Below are 15,366 nucleotides of genomic sequence, written 5' to 3' on the forward strand. Positions count from 1 at the left end.
GTTCCTCGCGGGAGCGGCCGGCCACCGGAACGGTGATGACGAAATCCCGCTGACCGCTGAAACGTTGGCGGGCCGTTCAGCTGTCGGCAGGGGCGGAGAGCACGGTCCGGGAGGCGAAGTTGTGGTAGCCGCCGCGGCCGAAAGCAGCCGCCATGGGAAGGTTGGTCGCGTCGGTGTCCGCCGCCACCCGGCGGGCCCCCGCGTCGAGCAGGATCCGGGTCGTCTGCGCCAGCAGCTCGTCCACGTACCTCCGACCGCGCAGGGACGGGACCACACCGAGATAGCCGACCACGAAGTTCTTGGCGTTGCGGGACGGAACGACGAGGCCGGCGAGTGCTCCGTCCGGGGTGTGGGCCAGGCGCCACCAGTCCCGTTGCCCGGGCATGGCCCGGTAGCCCGCCAGGTCGTCCCGCGCCGCCTTCGCCACGCCGTGCCGTGCGACCGCGCGCCGGGTCGTGGTGTCGAGACTCCCCTCGGCCACCTGCTGGAAGGCGTCGGCGAACACCTCGTCGTCGGGCTCGGGCCGGAACACCAGCCGCGCGGGGGTCGCGGGCGGCCGCCGGTCGGCCGTCCACTCGAAGCGCAGCCTGCGCAGGACGTCGGTGAGGCCGGCCGCCGCGGCGGCCTCGATCCGCCAGCCGACGGCGGCTGCCGTCTCCTCGGCGGGCGCGTCGTTGCGCGAGAAGAGGTGGAACTCGGGCACGGTGGTCATGCCCTGCTCGTGAAACCGCTGGTGCGCCGAGGCGATCAGGTGCGCGGCGAGCTGCCGGCGGTCGCCGACCGACTCGTGCACGTACAGGCAGTCCAGCACCAGCGGGTGGGTGCCGTCCGGAAGGCCCCACCACACCGCGCGGGCGAGGAGCCTTTCGCCGTCCTCCGCGACCCACGTCCACTCCGGCCGGTAGCGCCGGGTTTTCAGCCCGTCGTGGAACTGGTCGGGGCCGACCCAGTCGATCGGTTCGTTCACCGTGCAGTCGAGAGCACGTGCCGCATCGCGTGCGGAAAGAGCGCGTACCAGCATGCTTGTCTCCAGGGGCGGTGCGGATCGGGCCGGCCGGCGGTCGGTCACGGGTCAGGGCTGTGACGGCGAGGGTGCCGGCTCCTCGGTCAACTCGGGTAGCGGACAGTGGAGTTCGGCGCCGTCCAGGGCGATCCCGTCCCGGCCGGTCCTCGCGGGCGCCGAAGAGCTTCCGCAACCGGCCGAGGGTGGCACTGGTCGCGCCCTGGCTCGGACGCAGGGCTGTTTCTACTCTCGCCGGTATGACGACTCTGACCGCGGCCGTCGTCCAGGCCGCCGCCCCGCTGTTCGACACGCCCGCCGCGCTCGGACGTGCCCAGGAGCTGATCCGTGAGGCGGTCCTCGGCCGGCGCGCCGAGGTCGTCGTCCTTCCCGAGGCGTTCCTCGGCGGCTACCCCAAGGGCCTGGACTTCGGCATCACGGTCGGCAGCCGCACCCCGGCCGGCCGCGACCTCTTCCGGCGCTACCACGCCGCCGCCATCGACGTCCCCGGCCCCGAGGTCCACGCCCTGGCCGGCCTCACCCGGGAACTGGGCTGCCACGCCGTGGTCGGAGCCGTCGAACGCCAGGGCGGCACCCTGTACTGCGTGGCGCTCTTCTTCGGCCCCGACGGCTACCTGGGCCTGCACCGCAAGCTGATGCCGACCGCCGCCGAACGCTATCTGTGGGGTCAGGGCGACGGCTCCACCCTGCCCGTCGTCGACACCGGAACCGCCCGCCTGGGTGCCGCGATCTGCTGGGAGAACTACATGCCGCTGTTCCGTACGGCGATGTACGCCAAGGGCGTCGACCTGTGGTGCGCGCCGACCGTGGACGACCGCGACGCCTGGCAGGCAACCCTGCGGCACATCGCCCTGGAGGGCCGCTGCTTCGTCCTCGGCGCCGGCCAGTACCTGCGCCGTGACGCCCTGCCCGCCGACCTCCACCCCGTGCAGGGCGACGCGCCCGACACCGTGCTGATCGGGGGCGGCTCCGTGATCGTCTCCCCGCTCGGCGAGGTCCTGGCCGGGCCGCTGCGCGACGGCGAGGGCGTCCTGACCGCCGAACTGGACCTGGACGACCTCGCCCGCGCCCGCTTCGACTTCGACCCCACGGGCCACTACGCCCGGCCCGACGTCTTCACCCTCCACGTCGACGAGTCCGCCCACACGTCCGTTGCCGGGGTGGACGGCCCCGGGGGGGACCGCCGCTGAAGCCGGGGCCTCAGTCCGTGAGGAACGCGGACACCAGTGCGCTCGCCTCGGCACGGCACTCCTCGAAGTACGCGTGCCGCGCACCGGGGAAGAGATGCGTCCTGGCGTCGGGGATACGGTCGGCGAGCAGGGAGAGGTTGGCCGGCGGGGCCATCCGGTCCTGGTCACCGTGCAGGATCAGAGTCGGCGCGGTGACTTTCGGCAGGGCGTCCCAGGCGTCGTGCCGGTTGCTGGCGAGCAGGTGACCCCGGCGGGCGTGCGGCGGCATGTCCGGGTCGCCGAGGGTCTGATAGGGGCCCGGGTGGGTGGTGCGCCAGCCGGGGGAGTACATGAGGTCGATCAGAGCCTGCCGGGCGGCCTCCGGGTCGGGCTGGGCCAGCGCGCGCCGTACCGAGGCGTCCCGTTCGACGGCGTGCGGTCCGCCGGGCGAGGTGCAGCCGAGCACCAGGCGCCGGACCCGCCCCGGATGGCGGGCGGCGACCCATTGGGCGACCCGCCCGCCCATGGAGGTGCCGTACACGTCGGCGCGCTCGATGCCCAGACCGTCCAGGACGGCGATCACGTCGTCCGCGAACTGCTGTGTCGCATAGCCCTGCGGGGGTCTTCCGCTGGCGCCCGTGCCCCGGGTGTCCAGGGTGATCGTGCTGTGTGAGCCGTGGAAGTCCTCGCGTATGCCGTCCCACCAGTGGTGGTTGTTGGCCTGCCCGGCGAGGAGCACGAGCGGGAAGCCCGCGCCCTGACGCTGGTACGCGAGCGGGGTGCCGTCCGCGGCGCGCGCGAAGGCGTGCGGCAGCGCGTCGGTGTCGGTCATCGTGCTCCTTCAGAGTTCCATGACGTCGAACAGGGCCGACATGTCGGGTTCCGCGGCGTGGTCCAGTGTCTGTTCGGCCCAGATGACCTTTCCCCGCGCCGCGTAGCGGGTCCCCCAGATGTCCGCGAACTGGGAGACGAGGAACAGACCTCGGCCTCCTTCGTCGGTGGTGGCGGCGCGCCGCAGCCGGGGCGAGGTGTTGCTGCCGTCCGAGACCTCGCAGATCAGGGTACGGCCCAGCAGCAGTCGGACATGTACGGGCGGAGCGCCGTAGCGGATCGCGTTGGTGAGGAGCTCGCTGAGGATCAGCTCCGTGGCGAACGCCACCCCCTCCAGCTGCCAGTCCGCGAGCTGCCGGCCCACCTCGCCGCGCACCTGGGGCACGGCCGTGACATCGAACGGGACGTCCCAGGTCGCGACGCACGCGGGGTTGAGCCGCCGGGTCCGCGCGACGAGCAGCGCCACGTCGTCGGTGGGATGCCCGGCAAGCATCGCCTGCACGAGGGCGCGGCAGGTCTCGTCCGGTGTCCGGTCCGTGTGGGCGATGGTCGAGGCGAGCAGTTCCAGGCCCTCGTCGATGTCCCGGCCGCGGTTCTCGATCAGACCGTCCGTGAACAGGACGAGACGGCTGCCCTCGGGCAGGTCCAGCTCGCCGGCCTCGAAGGGATGCCCGCCCACGCCCAGGGGCGGCGACAGGGGAACCTCGGGAAACGTGACCCTGCCCTGGGGATCCACCACGGCGGGCGCGAGGTGCCCGGCGCGGGAGAGGGTGCAGCGCCCGCAGACCGGATCGTAGATGGCGTAGAGGCAGGTCGCGCCGGTGAGCGGCATACGGTCGTCGTCGGCGGCGGTCGCGGCCTGCGTGTCCAGCCGCGTCACCATCTCGTCGAGATGCCCGAGCAGCTCGTCCGGGGCCAGGTCCAGCGAGGAGAAGTTCAGCACGGCCGTACGCAGCCGTCCCATGGTCACCGCGGCCTGCATCCCGTGCCCCACGATGTCACCGACGACGAGTGCCACCCGGAACCCGGGCAGCGGGATGACGTCGAACCAGTCGCCGCCCACACCGGACTGCGCCGGCAGATAGCGCGACGCGATCTCCAGCACGTCCTGCTCCGGGAGGCCCAGCGGCAGCAGGTTGCGCTGCAGTGTCACCGCCATCGCGTGCTCGCGGGAGTACCGGCGGGCGTTGTCGATCGCGACGGCCGCCCGGGCCACCAGCTCCTCGGCGACGGCGACGTCCTCCTCCTCGAAGCGGGGGGAGCCCGTACGGCGCCAGAAGTCGACCATGCCGAGGATCACCCCGCGTGCCCGGAGCGGCACCGTGATCAGTGAGCAGATGCCGTAGTCCAGGGCCCGCCGCGCCCCCTCGGGATCCTGCGCCCGCCAGTCCTCGGCGGTGTTCAGGTCCGGCACCAGGACGGCTTTGCCCCGGCGCAGGGCCGCCGCCATCGGAGTGTCGGCCATCACGAACCGGATCACGTCGCCCACCGGCTGCAAGGGATGCCCGGCCTGCGACGCGCGCAGCGCCGTACGCCGCATCTCGTGCACCGCGCTCGTGGGCTCCTCGCCGCGCAGCACGGAGTCGAGCAGCTCCACGGTGACGAAGTCGGCCATACGGGGGACGGCCACCTCGGCCAGCTCCTCTGCCGTACGCCGTACGTCGAGGGTGGTGCCGATCCGCGTGCCCGCCTCGTACAGGAACGACAGCCGGCCCCGCGCCAGCTCGGCCTGCCCGGACAGGGCCCGCAGCTCCGTGGTGTCACGGAAGGTGGCGACCAGCCCCTGGGCGCCGCCGTACGGGGCGGTGGGCCGGACGTTCACCGCGAGCAGCCGGTCCCCGGCCGGGATGACCTCGTCGGAGGCGGCCTCGCCCCTCCCCAGCAACCGGGTCAGAGCCGCTCCCAGCCCCAGTTCCGTCACCAGCCGCCGATCGGCGTCCTGGGGGAGGTCCAGCAGCCGGCGTGCCTCGTCGTTGGCGAGCAGGACGCGCTCGTCGCCGCCGACGATCAGCACCCCTTCGCGTACCGCGTGCAGCACGGCGTCGTGGTGCTCGTACATCCGGGTCATCTCGGCCGGGCCGAGTCCGTGGGTCTGCCGCAGCAGCCGGCGGCTGACCAGAGCGGCGCCGCCGGTCGCCAGGACGAGAGTGCCCCCCGCCGCGCCGAGCAGCAGGGGCAGCTGCCGGTTCAGCACGTGGCCCACATTGGCGTACCGGATGCCGGCGGCGACCATGCCGATGACACGTCTGCTCGCATCCGTCACGGGTACGACCGCGCGCACGGCGTCGCTGGGCCGGCCGTGGTACGTCTCGGTGAACGTCTCGCCCGCGGCGGCTCGGCCGACGCCCTGGGCCTTCGTGCCGATCAGGGCGGGGTCGGAGTCGGTGAGCCGGATCCCGTGCTTGTCCAGCACGCTGATGAAGTCGACGTAGGAACCCTTCCGGGCCTGCTCCGCCGCCGGCTGCAGCCGGGCCGTCGGGTCAGGCGACTGCAGGGCGAGGGCCGTTCCGGGCGCGTGCGCGAACGACTCCGCCGCGGCCAGTGAGCGGTCCCTGGCGCTGCGCTCGGCGTCGTACCGCCCCTGCACCAGGAGAGCGGAGGCCCCCACCGCGACCAGCACCAGCATGATCAGCGCCTGCAGCAGAAAGACCTGCATGGCGAGCGTGCGGACGCTGAGGGACGGCGAAAGGCGGCGTCCGCGTGACGGCCAGGGCCTTTGACTACGGGACGGATCGGATGACCACCCTGTGCCGGGCGGCGGAGCCGCTCTCGCCCGTGTTCGGCGGGAACGTCCGCGCATCTCCCCTTTCTAACACCGCAGCTCCGTGATCGGCGACCGGGATGCCTCGGATGGCGGCGCCCGGGGGACACCGGCGCTGCGCAGGACAGCCGCGCGGCCCCCTCACCCCCGCATGGCACGCGCCGTCTCTCAGGTCCGCTCACGCAGCAGGACGCGCGCGGCCCGCTGCGGCGTGCGCGGCGTCCGGGCCAAAGACCTGGGTGGTCAGGGCGTCATGACCGGCCTGGGCCTGCCGGCGCGGATCGCCGGCGACACCGAACGCCGACGCCGTGTCACGCTGCCTGGCGCGCCGCCCGCCGCCGGGTCACCGACCCCGGCCCACGCACCGCCGGGCGACGGCGAGCGACGCGGCCATGATGCTCAGCTGAGGATTCACCTCCGGACAGCTCGGCAGCACGGAGCCGTCGGCGATCAGTACGCCGTGCACACCTCGCAACCACCCCTCGGGGTCGGCCGGTGACCGCTCGGGGTCGCCGCCGGCCGCCGCCGTGCCCGTGGGATGGAACGCGGATACATGGAGATGGCGCGCGGTCACCGTGTCGAGCAGCGCCTCCAACTGGGCAGGGGTGCGTGCGCGCGGGGCATGCGGAACGCCCGTCAGCACCTCCTCGGCGCCGGCGGCGAACAGCAGGCGCCCCATGGCCCGCTGGGCCCGGAGCAGCCGGCCCGCGTCACGCGCCGCGAGGTCGTAGCGGGGCAGCGGGCGGTCGCGGCCGAGGACGCGGCCCGAGGGCCGGTCGGCGATCATCGCGCCGAGGGTCGCCAGTCGTTCCGTCCGCTCCAGTTCGCGGCGCAGCTCGCGGCCGATGCCGGGCAGGACGAAGGAGCTCATGCCCGGAGGTGCCGCGGTGGCCTCGATCAGGATGCCGTCGGCGCGCAGCTCGTCGACTCCGACGCTCTGCAGGACGCCGGCCCGGCCGGTGACCGGGCGGCTGAAGCGGCCCGCGACGCTGAGGGCCGGGTGCACGCTGAGGTTGCGGCCGAGCCGCGGGTGTCCGCCCAGGCCGGAGCGGCGCAGCAGCGGTGGTGTGTGCAGCGCCCCGGCGGCGACCACGACCAGGGGGCTGAGGATCTCCAGTTCGCTGCCGTCGGGGCGGCGGGCCAGCACCCCGGCGGCCCGTGGCCCGCCCGGCCTGTCGCGGTCGGTGAGGATCCGCCGTACCCGCGCGCCGGTCACGATGCGGGCGCCCGCCGCACAGGCATCGGGAAGCACGGACAGCTGGACGCTCTGTTTGGCACCCGTCGGGCAGCCCACGACACACTGGCAGGAGCCCCGGCAGCCCGGGGCGTTGCGCCGCAGCGGCGTGGCGGCCCAGCCGAGCTGCCTGGCCCCGGCCAGCGCGAGGAGCCCGTTGTCGCCGAGGACGTCCAGCGGCTGCGGTGCCACCTGGAGGGCGTGTTCGACCTCGTCCAGATGGGTGGCGAAGCCCTCGGCGGCCGTGAAGCCGTACCGGCTGAGCCAGCGGACGACGACGTGGTCCGGCGTGCGGTAACACGTACCGGAGTTGACGACGGTGGTCCCGCCGACGGCACGGCCCACGGGCAGGACCAGCGGAGGGCTTCCCACGGCGATGGTCGCGCCGCCGTCCCGGTACAGGTCGACGAAGCGGTCGAGCGGGGCCCGCCGCCCGAACGACGCGGTGGAGTGGTGCTCGCCCTCTTCCAGGACCACCACGCGCATACCGGCGGCGGCCAGTGTGCGGGCGGCCATCGCGCCGCCGGCGCCCGATCCGACGACGACCGCGTCGGCGGTGGAACGCGTGGGCCAGTCGTGGGAGGGCGTGCAGTCGAGCGGCGGGTCCTCGGGGGCCGGCACCGAAGGCGTGGGGCCGCGGTGCAGCATCCGTTCGGTGCCGGCGGCCAGCAGCAACGGCACCTTGACCGCGTCCAGGAGCGGCAGCAGGGCCCGGCGCGCGGCGAGCGACGCCATGACACGCTCCCGTTCCCGCGGGCCGAGCGCGGCCAGCCGCCTGCCCGTGCGGGCGACGGCGTAGGCGTCGATCGCCGTGGCCGCGCCGCGTACCGCGGTGCGTGCCGGAGCCGGCATGACGTCGAGGAGGGCGGCGACGCGCCGAGGGACGGCCCTGGTCCACTCCTCGGTCCCGTCGTCGGCGAGGACGGCGGCCACAAGTCCCGTCAGGGCCTGGGGAGACGGGTTCATCGGTCGCCGACCTCCGCGTGCGCGGTGCCGGACAGCCGCCATGTCCCCTCCGGCCGCCAGCGGCCCCACCAGCGCTCCAGGCGCACCTCGGCGTCCGCCCGCTCGCTGTTGCGGCACACCGCGGCGGAACCGTCGGGGTCGGTGTAGTCGAGGGCGAGTGTCCCCTCCGGAGGCTGGGTCACCGTCACCCGGATACGACGCAGACCCGCGCGGCCCTCGACCCGCCACCGCGGAAGACCGATGTCCGCGCGGAACCGGCCGACGCCCGCCCAGCCCACGGCGGCCCGTTCCACCCGCCGGGGCCAGCCGCGGCCGTCGCGGTACAGGCGCAGGAACACCAGCGGCGGCAGCCGGTCGAGTCCGCGCCGCATCGACACCGCCGCGACGATCTCCAGGACGTCACCGCCGCCCAGGTCGGCATGGAGCCAGGCCCAGCGGCGGGCGTTGCCGTGGCCGTAGATACGGGCGCTCGCGCCGGGCGCGTCCGAGAGCCGCAGCTCGTCGGCGCCGTTGCGGACGGTCCCGCTGTACCGGGCCCGGGCGGCGGGCAGCATGTGCGAGGCCGGCAGCCAGGGGCGGCGCCAGGACCAGCGCGGAAAGGTGTGCAGAGGCGGGCCCTGGGGCTCCTCGGTGAGCGCCCAGGCGAATGGTCCGGCCGACCCGGTGAGGTGACCTGGGGTGGCGCTGATGTCATCGGCGGTGAAGCCCTGCGACCCGCCCGTCCAGGGGACGGGGCCGAAGCGGGCGTGCTCGGCCGGGCCGTCCTTGGGGAAGACGGCGACCCAGCCGTGCGCGTAGGCGGGCGCGCCGTCGCGCGGGGCGACGACCTCGTGGTGCAGCCAGACTCCGCTGCCGGTCGCCGGATCGGTCAGTGTCGTGTACCAGACCTCGGTCCGCCCCGGAGCACCGTCCCAGCGCGGCGCCAGGTGACGGTCGCCGGCGGGCACGGCCGCCCGGGGGAACCGGAAGCCGGCGAGGAAGGGCAGCAGACCGGTGGCGAGGGGGAAGCGCAGGGTGCCCTGGCCGACGCGTTCGCCGTCCTCGTAGAGGGTGTACGGCAGTACGGTCATCGAGGAGACGGGACGCGTGAGCGACACCGACTTCCAGCCGTCCAGCAGCAGCCGCCGGCCCGCCAGGTCGAAGCCGAGCCGGTAGCGGATCCTGCGGCGCGCCAGCGGCGAGATCTCCAACTCGCCCTCGGCCTCCGCGTCGTCGGCCCGGCCGGCTATCCGGATCCGTCCCGTCAGCCGCGCCCGGGTCGTACGGTGGGGCAGCAGCAGGCTGTCGGCGCGGGCCAGCAGATCCAGCCGCACCGGCCGGTCGGCGTCCTCGCCGGCCAGCCGGACCCGGCCCAGCATCGTCTCCCGGAACGTCGTGCCGCGCGGGGTCATCGGGCATCCCCCCGGCGTCCGCCGGAGCGCGCGAGCCCTTCGAGCATGATGCGTTCCGTCGCCGACAGATAGTGTCCCGCGGCGGTGCGTGCGGCGTCCTGGTCGCCGGCCGCCACGGCCTCGACGACCGGTGCCAGGCGGTCGCGCGCGGCCCGGGCGTCCTCGAACGGTCCGACCAGCGCGGCACGCACCGGCATGTACGCGTTGAACAAGGTGTTGGTGAGCAGCACGTACACGCGGTTCCCCGTGGCCCGGGCCAGGGCCCGGTGCACCTCGGCGTCCGCCAGCTGTGCCGGATCGCCGCCGTCCGCGTCCCCCACGGCCGTGAGCAGCCGGCGCAGCTCGGTGACCTGTTCCGCGGTGGCCCGGGCCGCGGCACGTTCCGCGATCAACGCGCCGATGCCGCGCCGGACTTCGAAGATCTCCCCGATCCAGTCGGGGCTGTGACGCACCAGCATGGGCAGCAGATCGGCCCCGCCCAGGCGCAGGAAGTCCCGTACGCGCGTCCCCACACCGTGGCGCGTCTCCAGCAGACCGGACTGCACCAGCCGGCCGAACGCGTGCTTGAGCGTGGTGCGGGTGACCCCGAACCCGTCGGCGAGTTCGCGCTCGGGAGGCAGATAGCTGCCGGCCGGGTGACGCCCGGCGAGGATGTCCTCGCGCAGCTTCCGCTCCAGTACGTCGACGATCGTCTCGCGTGGCAGTGCTTCCACCCAGGCCCTCCAACGACGCAGTGGTTCAGTGGCTGAGCCACTCAACCAATAGCTGCCGGGAGAGTCAATGGCCGTGGCGGAACATGCCGTTGAGTGGAGCAATCACCGGCGTGCCGCGGCCCGGCGGACCAGGCTGGACGTCTTGTCGAGTTCCTGTGACAGGAGTCCGTGTGCGAAGACCACGTATGCCGAAGCCCGGTCATACCGGTCGAGAGCCGGAGGACGGTGCCGGAGCCCGGACGCAATTGCCGGCACCTCCGGCGTGGATGCGGTGGCTGCCGGTCCTGTACGTCGTGGTCCTTCTGCTGCTGGAGCCCGTGACGCCCGTGCAGTGGCCGGTGAGCTTCGCGCTGATCGCCCTGCCGCTGGTGACCGCCTTCGCCCACGGGCCCGTCGTCGTGGCCGGCACCGCCGCGTTCGCCGTCTTCATGGAAGGGATCCTGGCCGGCACTGCGTGCTGTGCCGGCCGGTCGGTCGGCTATCTGTGGGACCGCCACTACGTGGCCTCCTACGTCTGCACCGCACTGGTGGGCGCCCTCGGCACCATCGTCGCCGCACACCGCATCCGCCGTGAACGCACGCTGGCCGACGTGCGCTTCGTGGCCGACATCGCCCAGCGGGTCCTGCTCAGACCGGTGCCCCACCGGATCGGCAGCCTCCACCTGGAGAGCCTCTACCTGTCGGCCGCCGCGGAGGCGCGCATCGGCGGGGACCTCTTCGAGGCCGTCCCCACCCGGTACGGCGTCCGGCTGCTCATCGGTGACGTCCGTGGCAAGGGGCTGCTGGCCGTGGAGACCGCCGCGGCCCTGCTCGGCGCGTTCCGCGAGGCGGCCCATGACGAAGGGGCCCTTCCCGCCCTGGCCGACCGGGTCGAGACGAGCATGGCCCGCAGGGCGACGCATCTGGGCGGAAGCGAGGTGGCCGAGCGGTTCGTCACCGCCGTCTTCGTCGAGATCCCCGCCGACACCCCGCTGATCCACGTCGTCAACTGCGGCCATCCGCCCCCGATCCGCATCCGCTCCGGCGAGGTGCGCGAACTGGACCGAGGACGCTCGGCTCCGCCGCTCAACCTCGGCATGCTGCTGGGGGAGCCGTACCACGTGGACGACTACTCGTTCCTGCCCGGCGACCAGCTCCTGCTGTACACGGACGGCATCACGGAGACACGCGACGCGACCGGCGCCTTCTACCCCCTGCTCCAGCGCCTGCGCTCCTGGGGCGTCCTGCCGCCCTGGGTACTCCTGGAGCGACTCCACCACGACCTGCTGGACTTCAGCGGCGACCGTCTGGCGGACGACATCGCCGCGCTCGCCGTCCGCCTCCCCGCCGACCAGCCGCCCGTGCCGCCTCCGACACCGGTCGGATGAGCACGGGTCGTGAAGCCCGCCCCGGTCGGATCAGAACGCCGTGTGGGCGAACCAGCGGTCGAGGACCGTGACATCCCCCGAGACGCTGAAGGCGGGGTCCCGGTGCGACCGACGCCCGTAGAGCAGCAGCAGGAGATCCGCGGCCTGCCCGCGCACCGCCGCCGTGTTCGCCTCGGCTTCCGTGTCGCTCCCGCTGTTCGGCAGCAACCGGAACCCGTCCCCGTCCAGCCGCACCCGCCACTCCTCGCCGATGGCGCCGTCGGGCCCCGCGCACCGGAACGCGATGATCTCCCCGTCGCCGCGCAGCTTCGTCACCTCGGGGGCGAAGAGCCCCGCGTACGGCAGATTGACGAGGAACTCGTCCACCCCGTCCGCGGCCAGCACGGGGTCGACGTCCGACGCGCGGCCGAGGGCATGCTCCGCGTCCATTCGGTGCACCAGCGTCTCGAAGAGCATCCGGCGGGCCCAGAACCGCGCGTGCTGGTCCTCTCCCCAGGCCCACATCGCCTCGTGGGGATCCGTCTCCCGCAGCACGGCCGACACCCCGGGCGCCCCGCCCGCCACCCAGTCGGCATAGTCCTGCGCGCGTTCGGGCAGACCCAGCTCCACATCGCGGCTGCGCGGAGGCTCCTGCACACGCCGGGTCAGCAGCGCGCAGAACCAGCGCTGTGCCGTACCCACGTGCTCGGTGAGATCGGCCAGCGTCCAGTCGGGGCAGGAGGGCACGGCGCCCGCGGGGTCGGCGCCCCGCACCGTGTCGGCGAAACGCCGGGTCTCCCGCTCGATCGCCTCACGGTACGTGCCGTACGGCAGAGGATGCCCGGCCCTGCTCGTCGTTGCCATGTGTTGCTGCCGTTCTGTCCTTGGCCCGGATCCCCGTCGTGATCAGTGTGGGGGTTGGAGTCCACTCAAAGACAAATCGGCGCCGGCCTCCGCTCGCCGTGTCGCACGACGCGCCGTCCGTGGTCGCCCTTCAGGAGGCTGTCGGTGCGGCGGTCGAGGCCGGCGTCTTCCCGGGCGCGGCGGGCTGCCCGCTGAAGACGACGACGTGCCACGTGCCCTCGGCACGGATCACGGTGAAGGTGTCGTTCATGGGTTTGCCCGCCTTGTCGGTGGCGGAGAGATGGGCGCTGCCGGTGTCGGGTCCCATGTCCTGGTCGATTTCGAGGTCGCTGACCTTCCAGCTTCGTCCGCCCTTGTCGGCGAGGATCTGTGCTGCTTCTCGTCGCGACCACGGCTCGTCCCTCACTCCGCCGATCCGGATGAGTCCGGTCGCGCTGCGGGCATTGAGGGCGGAGATGTAGTCGGTGACGGCCTCGCGTGCACCGTCAGTCGGTGAGACAGCGGATCCGGCGTCGTCCCTGCCCGACGAGCAGCCGGCCACGGCCAGTGACGCGAGCGCGGCGGCGACAGCGATGCGGCGACGGTTCACGGCAGGGTTCCTTCCTCTCCGGTGAGGGCTCGTCAGCCTGCATGAGAGGAGATCAAATCCGGGCGGAGCGTTCCCTTCGGACTCTTTTCCTGCTCGGGAATGGCCGATTCCGCACGGTGCAAAGGGTTCAGGAACCAGTCGGAAGCTCCGCGTGCCGCCTGTCCGACCGTCAGCCGAACGGGCGAATGATCGTCTCGGGTACGGGATCCGCCCCATGTGCGCTTCTACGCTGCCGCTGTGACCATCCCCACCGAACCCATTGGCAGCATTCCGCGCTCCGACGGCCTGGATGGCGCGGAGGCCGTCCGCGACACCATCGAGCGTCTGCAGGCGACCGGTTCCCCGGTCGTCACCGACGGGGAGCAGACCAAGCCCAGCTTCCTCACCTATCCGATCCAGGGGGTGCCGAACCTGTCCGCCGATGGGATCGTCATCCCGTTCGCCGACGGGCACCACCGGCAGCTGCCCGCCCTCACGTCCGGCCCGTTCCGCTACAAGACCCACGCGGAGGAGTACCTGCGGGTCGCACAGCGGTACGCCTCCGGCCCGGTGAAGCAGGCCGTCGTCGCCCCCTCCGCGCTGAGCCTGCTCTACCCGCCGAGCGGGATCCCCGGCTACTCGCGCGAGCAGTTCATCGACGACCTGGTCAACGAAGCCGAGGCGGACATCCGCGGCTGCCTGGACGCGGGCGCGCACGTCGTGCAGCTGGACTTCGAGGAGGGCCGCCTGGCGCTCAAGCTGGACCCGAGCGGCCAGGTACTGCGGGACTTCATCCAGCTGAACAACCAGGTGCTGTCCCGCTTCACCGAGGCAGAGCGCGCCAGGATCGGGATCTACAGCGGCCCCGGCGCCGACCAGGACTCCAGCCACAGCCTCGACGTCGACTACGACGGCCTGCTGCCGCAGCTGTTCCGGCTCACCGTCGGCAACTTCTATCTGCAACTGGCCAGTGAGCCCGACCCGGACCGGGTCCTGGCCGTCATCGCCGACCAACTGCCGCCCGGGACACGTGTCTTCGTCGGAGTGACCGACCCGATCGACCCGCGCGTGGAGACGGCCGAGGAGGTACGCGATCGCGTGCTGCAGGCTGCCCGCCACATCCCGGTGGACCGGCTCGGCACGTGCGACGACGCCGGTTTCGCACCGTTCGCCGATGACCGTTCCACCTCGCGGGAGACGGCGTTCGCCAAGATCGGCGCTCGGGTGGAAGGCACCCGACTCGCCGCGGCGGAGCTGGGAGTCGGATCCTAGGGGAGAGCACGGCCGCGCCGGCCACGGCCACAGTGATGTGACCGGTGGTCGGCGCGGCCTTCACGGTCCCGGCCTCAGCAGGCGGGACGCTCGGCCTCCGCCGGATCCAGGGCGTTGAGGACCAGACGGGTGGCGACCGGGTCGTAGCTGATGTCGATGTGGTCGCTGTCGTCGGTGAGGCAGTACGTCTGTACGGTCTGGTTGCTGACGTGGGCCGCCGGCGTGAGGTACGACGAGGTGAACGGCGTGACCACCTGGTCGTGGACGGTGGCGATGACGGTGTAGCCGACGTCCGGGACGGTGCCGCCGCCGGCGTTGAGGTCCTTGAGGAAGTCGGAGCCGACGACCTGCTGCTCACAGGCTCTGCAGGACACGCCGAGAAGTACGTCGGCTCCCGGTATCGCGCGCGCCAGGAGGCCCAGTCCCTGGAACGTGGTGCCGTGGTTGGGCGGGGTCAGTGCCACGAGCCTGGCCACCTTGGCCGCACCCCCGAGTCTGTCGATGTAGTAGCGCGGCATCATCCCGCCCTGGGAGTGACCGACGAGGTCCACCTTCGCCGCGCCGGTCGCGGTCCGCACCCGGTCGACGAAGGAGGCGAGCTGTCCGGCGGAGGCGACCATGTCACCGGTCGCCTTCAGCGGAGCGGCGTCGGCGGCGCCGTAGTTGAGCGCGTAGACGCAGTACCCGGCCCGCTGCAGTCTCGGGGCGAGCGCGGCCCAGTTGGCATAGCGGTTCTCGAAGGTGCCGTGCACCAATACGACCGGGTTCGGATGGGCCGGTCCGGGACGGCACGACCAGTCGTTCGCGCCGGCGGGTACGGCCGTGGGGTGCGTGAGGGAGTACCGGAACGCGGCCGAGAAGCCGGTCTGCTCGGGCCCCTGCGGTTCGCTGACGGCATCGGCCGGACCAGTACTCCGCTGGTGGGTGTCCGCCGCGGTCGATGACGTGCGGGTGCCTGCCGGGTCCGGCGACGCCATGGCATGGCTGCCGGGCAGGGAGGCCAGGCCCAGGCCGAGGGTCACCGCCAGGCCCGTCGCGCTCGCGGTCAGTCCGCGCCGGCGCCGTGCGTGCCGGCGGTCGCGCGGACGGAGGGGTGTGGTCCCGTTGCCGTTCATGCTCGATCTCCTTGTCCCAGGGCGCCGGCACGGTCCGCGGCACGGCGGAGCCACGGGTATTACCGGCGCGTAGCATCGGGATCACGCTGGACTCCGGGCCGGGCCCGGCACCAGG

The 15,366-nt window shown here is 73.1% G+C and carries 12 protein-coding genes; 3 read left to right on the forward strand and 9 right to left on the reverse strand.

Annotation, left to right across the window (positions count from 1 at the left end):
- Nucleotides 1-76: 76 nt before the first annotated feature.
- Nucleotides 77-967 (reverse strand): GNAT family N-acetyltransferase, encoded by an 891-nt coding sequence (locus ABZ937_RS07975; RefSeq protein ID WP_361687250.1) that lies wholly within the window; start codon nucleotides 965-967, stop codon nucleotides 77-79.
- A 293-nt stretch (nucleotides 968-1,260) separates the two neighbouring features.
- On the opposite strand from ABZ937_RS07975, the gene ABZ937_RS07980 reads away from it, so the two are divergent.
- Complete coding sequence (locus ABZ937_RS07980) at nucleotides 1,261-2,211, forward strand: nitrilase-related carbon-nitrogen hydrolase (RefSeq protein WP_361687253.1); 951 nt, start codon at nucleotides 1,261-1,263, stop codon at nucleotides 2,209-2,211.
- A 10-nt stretch (nucleotides 2,212-2,221) separates the two neighbouring features.
- On the opposite strand, the gene ABZ937_RS07985 is transcribed toward ABZ937_RS07980, so the two are convergent.
- The 5 genes from ABZ937_RS07985 to ABZ937_RS08005 form a co-directional block, all read right to left on the reverse strand.
- Nucleotides 2,222-3,022: an alpha/beta fold hydrolase gene (locus ABZ937_RS07985; protein ID WP_361687256.1), complete on the reverse strand. Its 801-nt coding sequence runs from the start codon at nucleotides 3,020-3,022 to the stop codon at nucleotides 2,222-2,224.
- Nucleotides 3,023-3,031: 9 nt separating this feature from the next.
- Entirely contained in the window at nucleotides 3,032-5,677 is a 2,646-nt protein-coding gene (locus ABZ937_RS07990; protein WP_361687259.1) for a SpoIIE family protein phosphatase, read from the reverse strand.
- A 448-nt stretch (nucleotides 5,678-6,125) separates the two neighbouring features.
- Nucleotides 6,126-7,982, reverse strand: coding sequence for a GMC family oxidoreductase (locus tag ABZ937_RS07995; protein WP_361687262.1), 1,857 nt, complete (start codon nucleotides 7,980-7,982; stop codon nucleotides 6,126-6,128).
- Nucleotides 7,979-9,373 carry a hypothetical protein gene (locus ABZ937_RS08000; RefSeq protein WP_361687265.1) on the reverse strand — a complete coding sequence of 465 codons (1,395 nt, stop codon included), beginning with the start codon at nucleotides 9,371-9,373 and terminating at the stop codon, nucleotides 7,979-7,981. Before ABZ937_RS08000 ends, ABZ937_RS07995 begins: the two co-directional genes overlap by 4 nt.
- Nucleotides 9,370-10,086 (reverse strand): FCD domain-containing protein, encoded by a 717-nt coding sequence (locus ABZ937_RS08005; RefSeq protein WP_361687268.1) that lies wholly within the window; start codon nucleotides 10,084-10,086, stop codon nucleotides 9,370-9,372. Before ABZ937_RS08005 ends, ABZ937_RS08000 begins: the two co-directional genes overlap by 4 nt.
- A gap of 266 nt (nucleotides 10,087-10,352) precedes the next feature.
- Between ABZ937_RS08005 and ABZ937_RS08010 the strand changes: the two genes are divergently transcribed.
- Nucleotides 10,353-11,453, forward strand: a complete 1,101-nt coding sequence (locus tag ABZ937_RS08010) for a PP2C family protein-serine/threonine phosphatase (RefSeq protein ID WP_361687271.1) — start codon at nucleotides 10,353-10,355, stop codon at nucleotides 11,451-11,453.
- Between the two features lie 30 nt (nucleotides 11,454-11,483).
- Here ABZ937_RS08010 and ABZ937_RS08015 read toward each other — a convergent pair whose 3' ends face one another.
- A complete protein-coding gene (locus tag ABZ937_RS08015; RefSeq protein WP_361687274.1) occupies nucleotides 11,484-12,296 on the reverse strand; it encodes a maleylpyruvate isomerase family mycothiol-dependent enzyme in 813 nt (270 codons plus the stop codon).
- 130 nt (nucleotides 12,297-12,426) lie between these two features.
- On the reverse strand, nucleotides 12,427-12,885 hold the full coding sequence (locus ABZ937_RS08020; RefSeq protein ID WP_361687277.1) for a hypothetical protein: 459 nt from the start codon (nucleotides 12,883-12,885) through the stop codon (nucleotides 12,427-12,429).
- A gap of 237 nt (nucleotides 12,886-13,122) precedes the next feature.
- On the opposite strand from ABZ937_RS08020, the gene ABZ937_RS08025 reads away from it, so the two are divergent.
- A complete protein-coding gene (locus ABZ937_RS08025) occupies nucleotides 13,123-14,136 on the forward strand; it encodes a 5-methyltetrahydropteroyltriglutamate--homocysteine methyltransferase (RefSeq protein WP_361687280.1) in 1,014 nt (337 codons plus the stop codon).
- 74 nt (nucleotides 14,137-14,210) lie between these two features.
- Here the strand turns inward: ABZ937_RS08025 and ABZ937_RS08030 are convergent, their stop codons facing one another.
- Complete coding sequence (locus tag ABZ937_RS08030) at nucleotides 14,211-15,251, reverse strand: alpha/beta fold hydrolase (RefSeq protein ID WP_361687283.1); 1,041 nt, start codon at nucleotides 15,249-15,251, stop codon at nucleotides 14,211-14,213.
- Nucleotides 15,252-15,366: the final 115 nt, after the last annotated feature.

It is taken from the genome of Streptomyces sp. NPDC046727 (assembly GCF_040645635.1).
Taxonomy (GTDB): domain Bacteria; phylum Actinomycetota; class Actinomycetes; order Streptomycetales; family Streptomycetaceae; genus Streptomyces.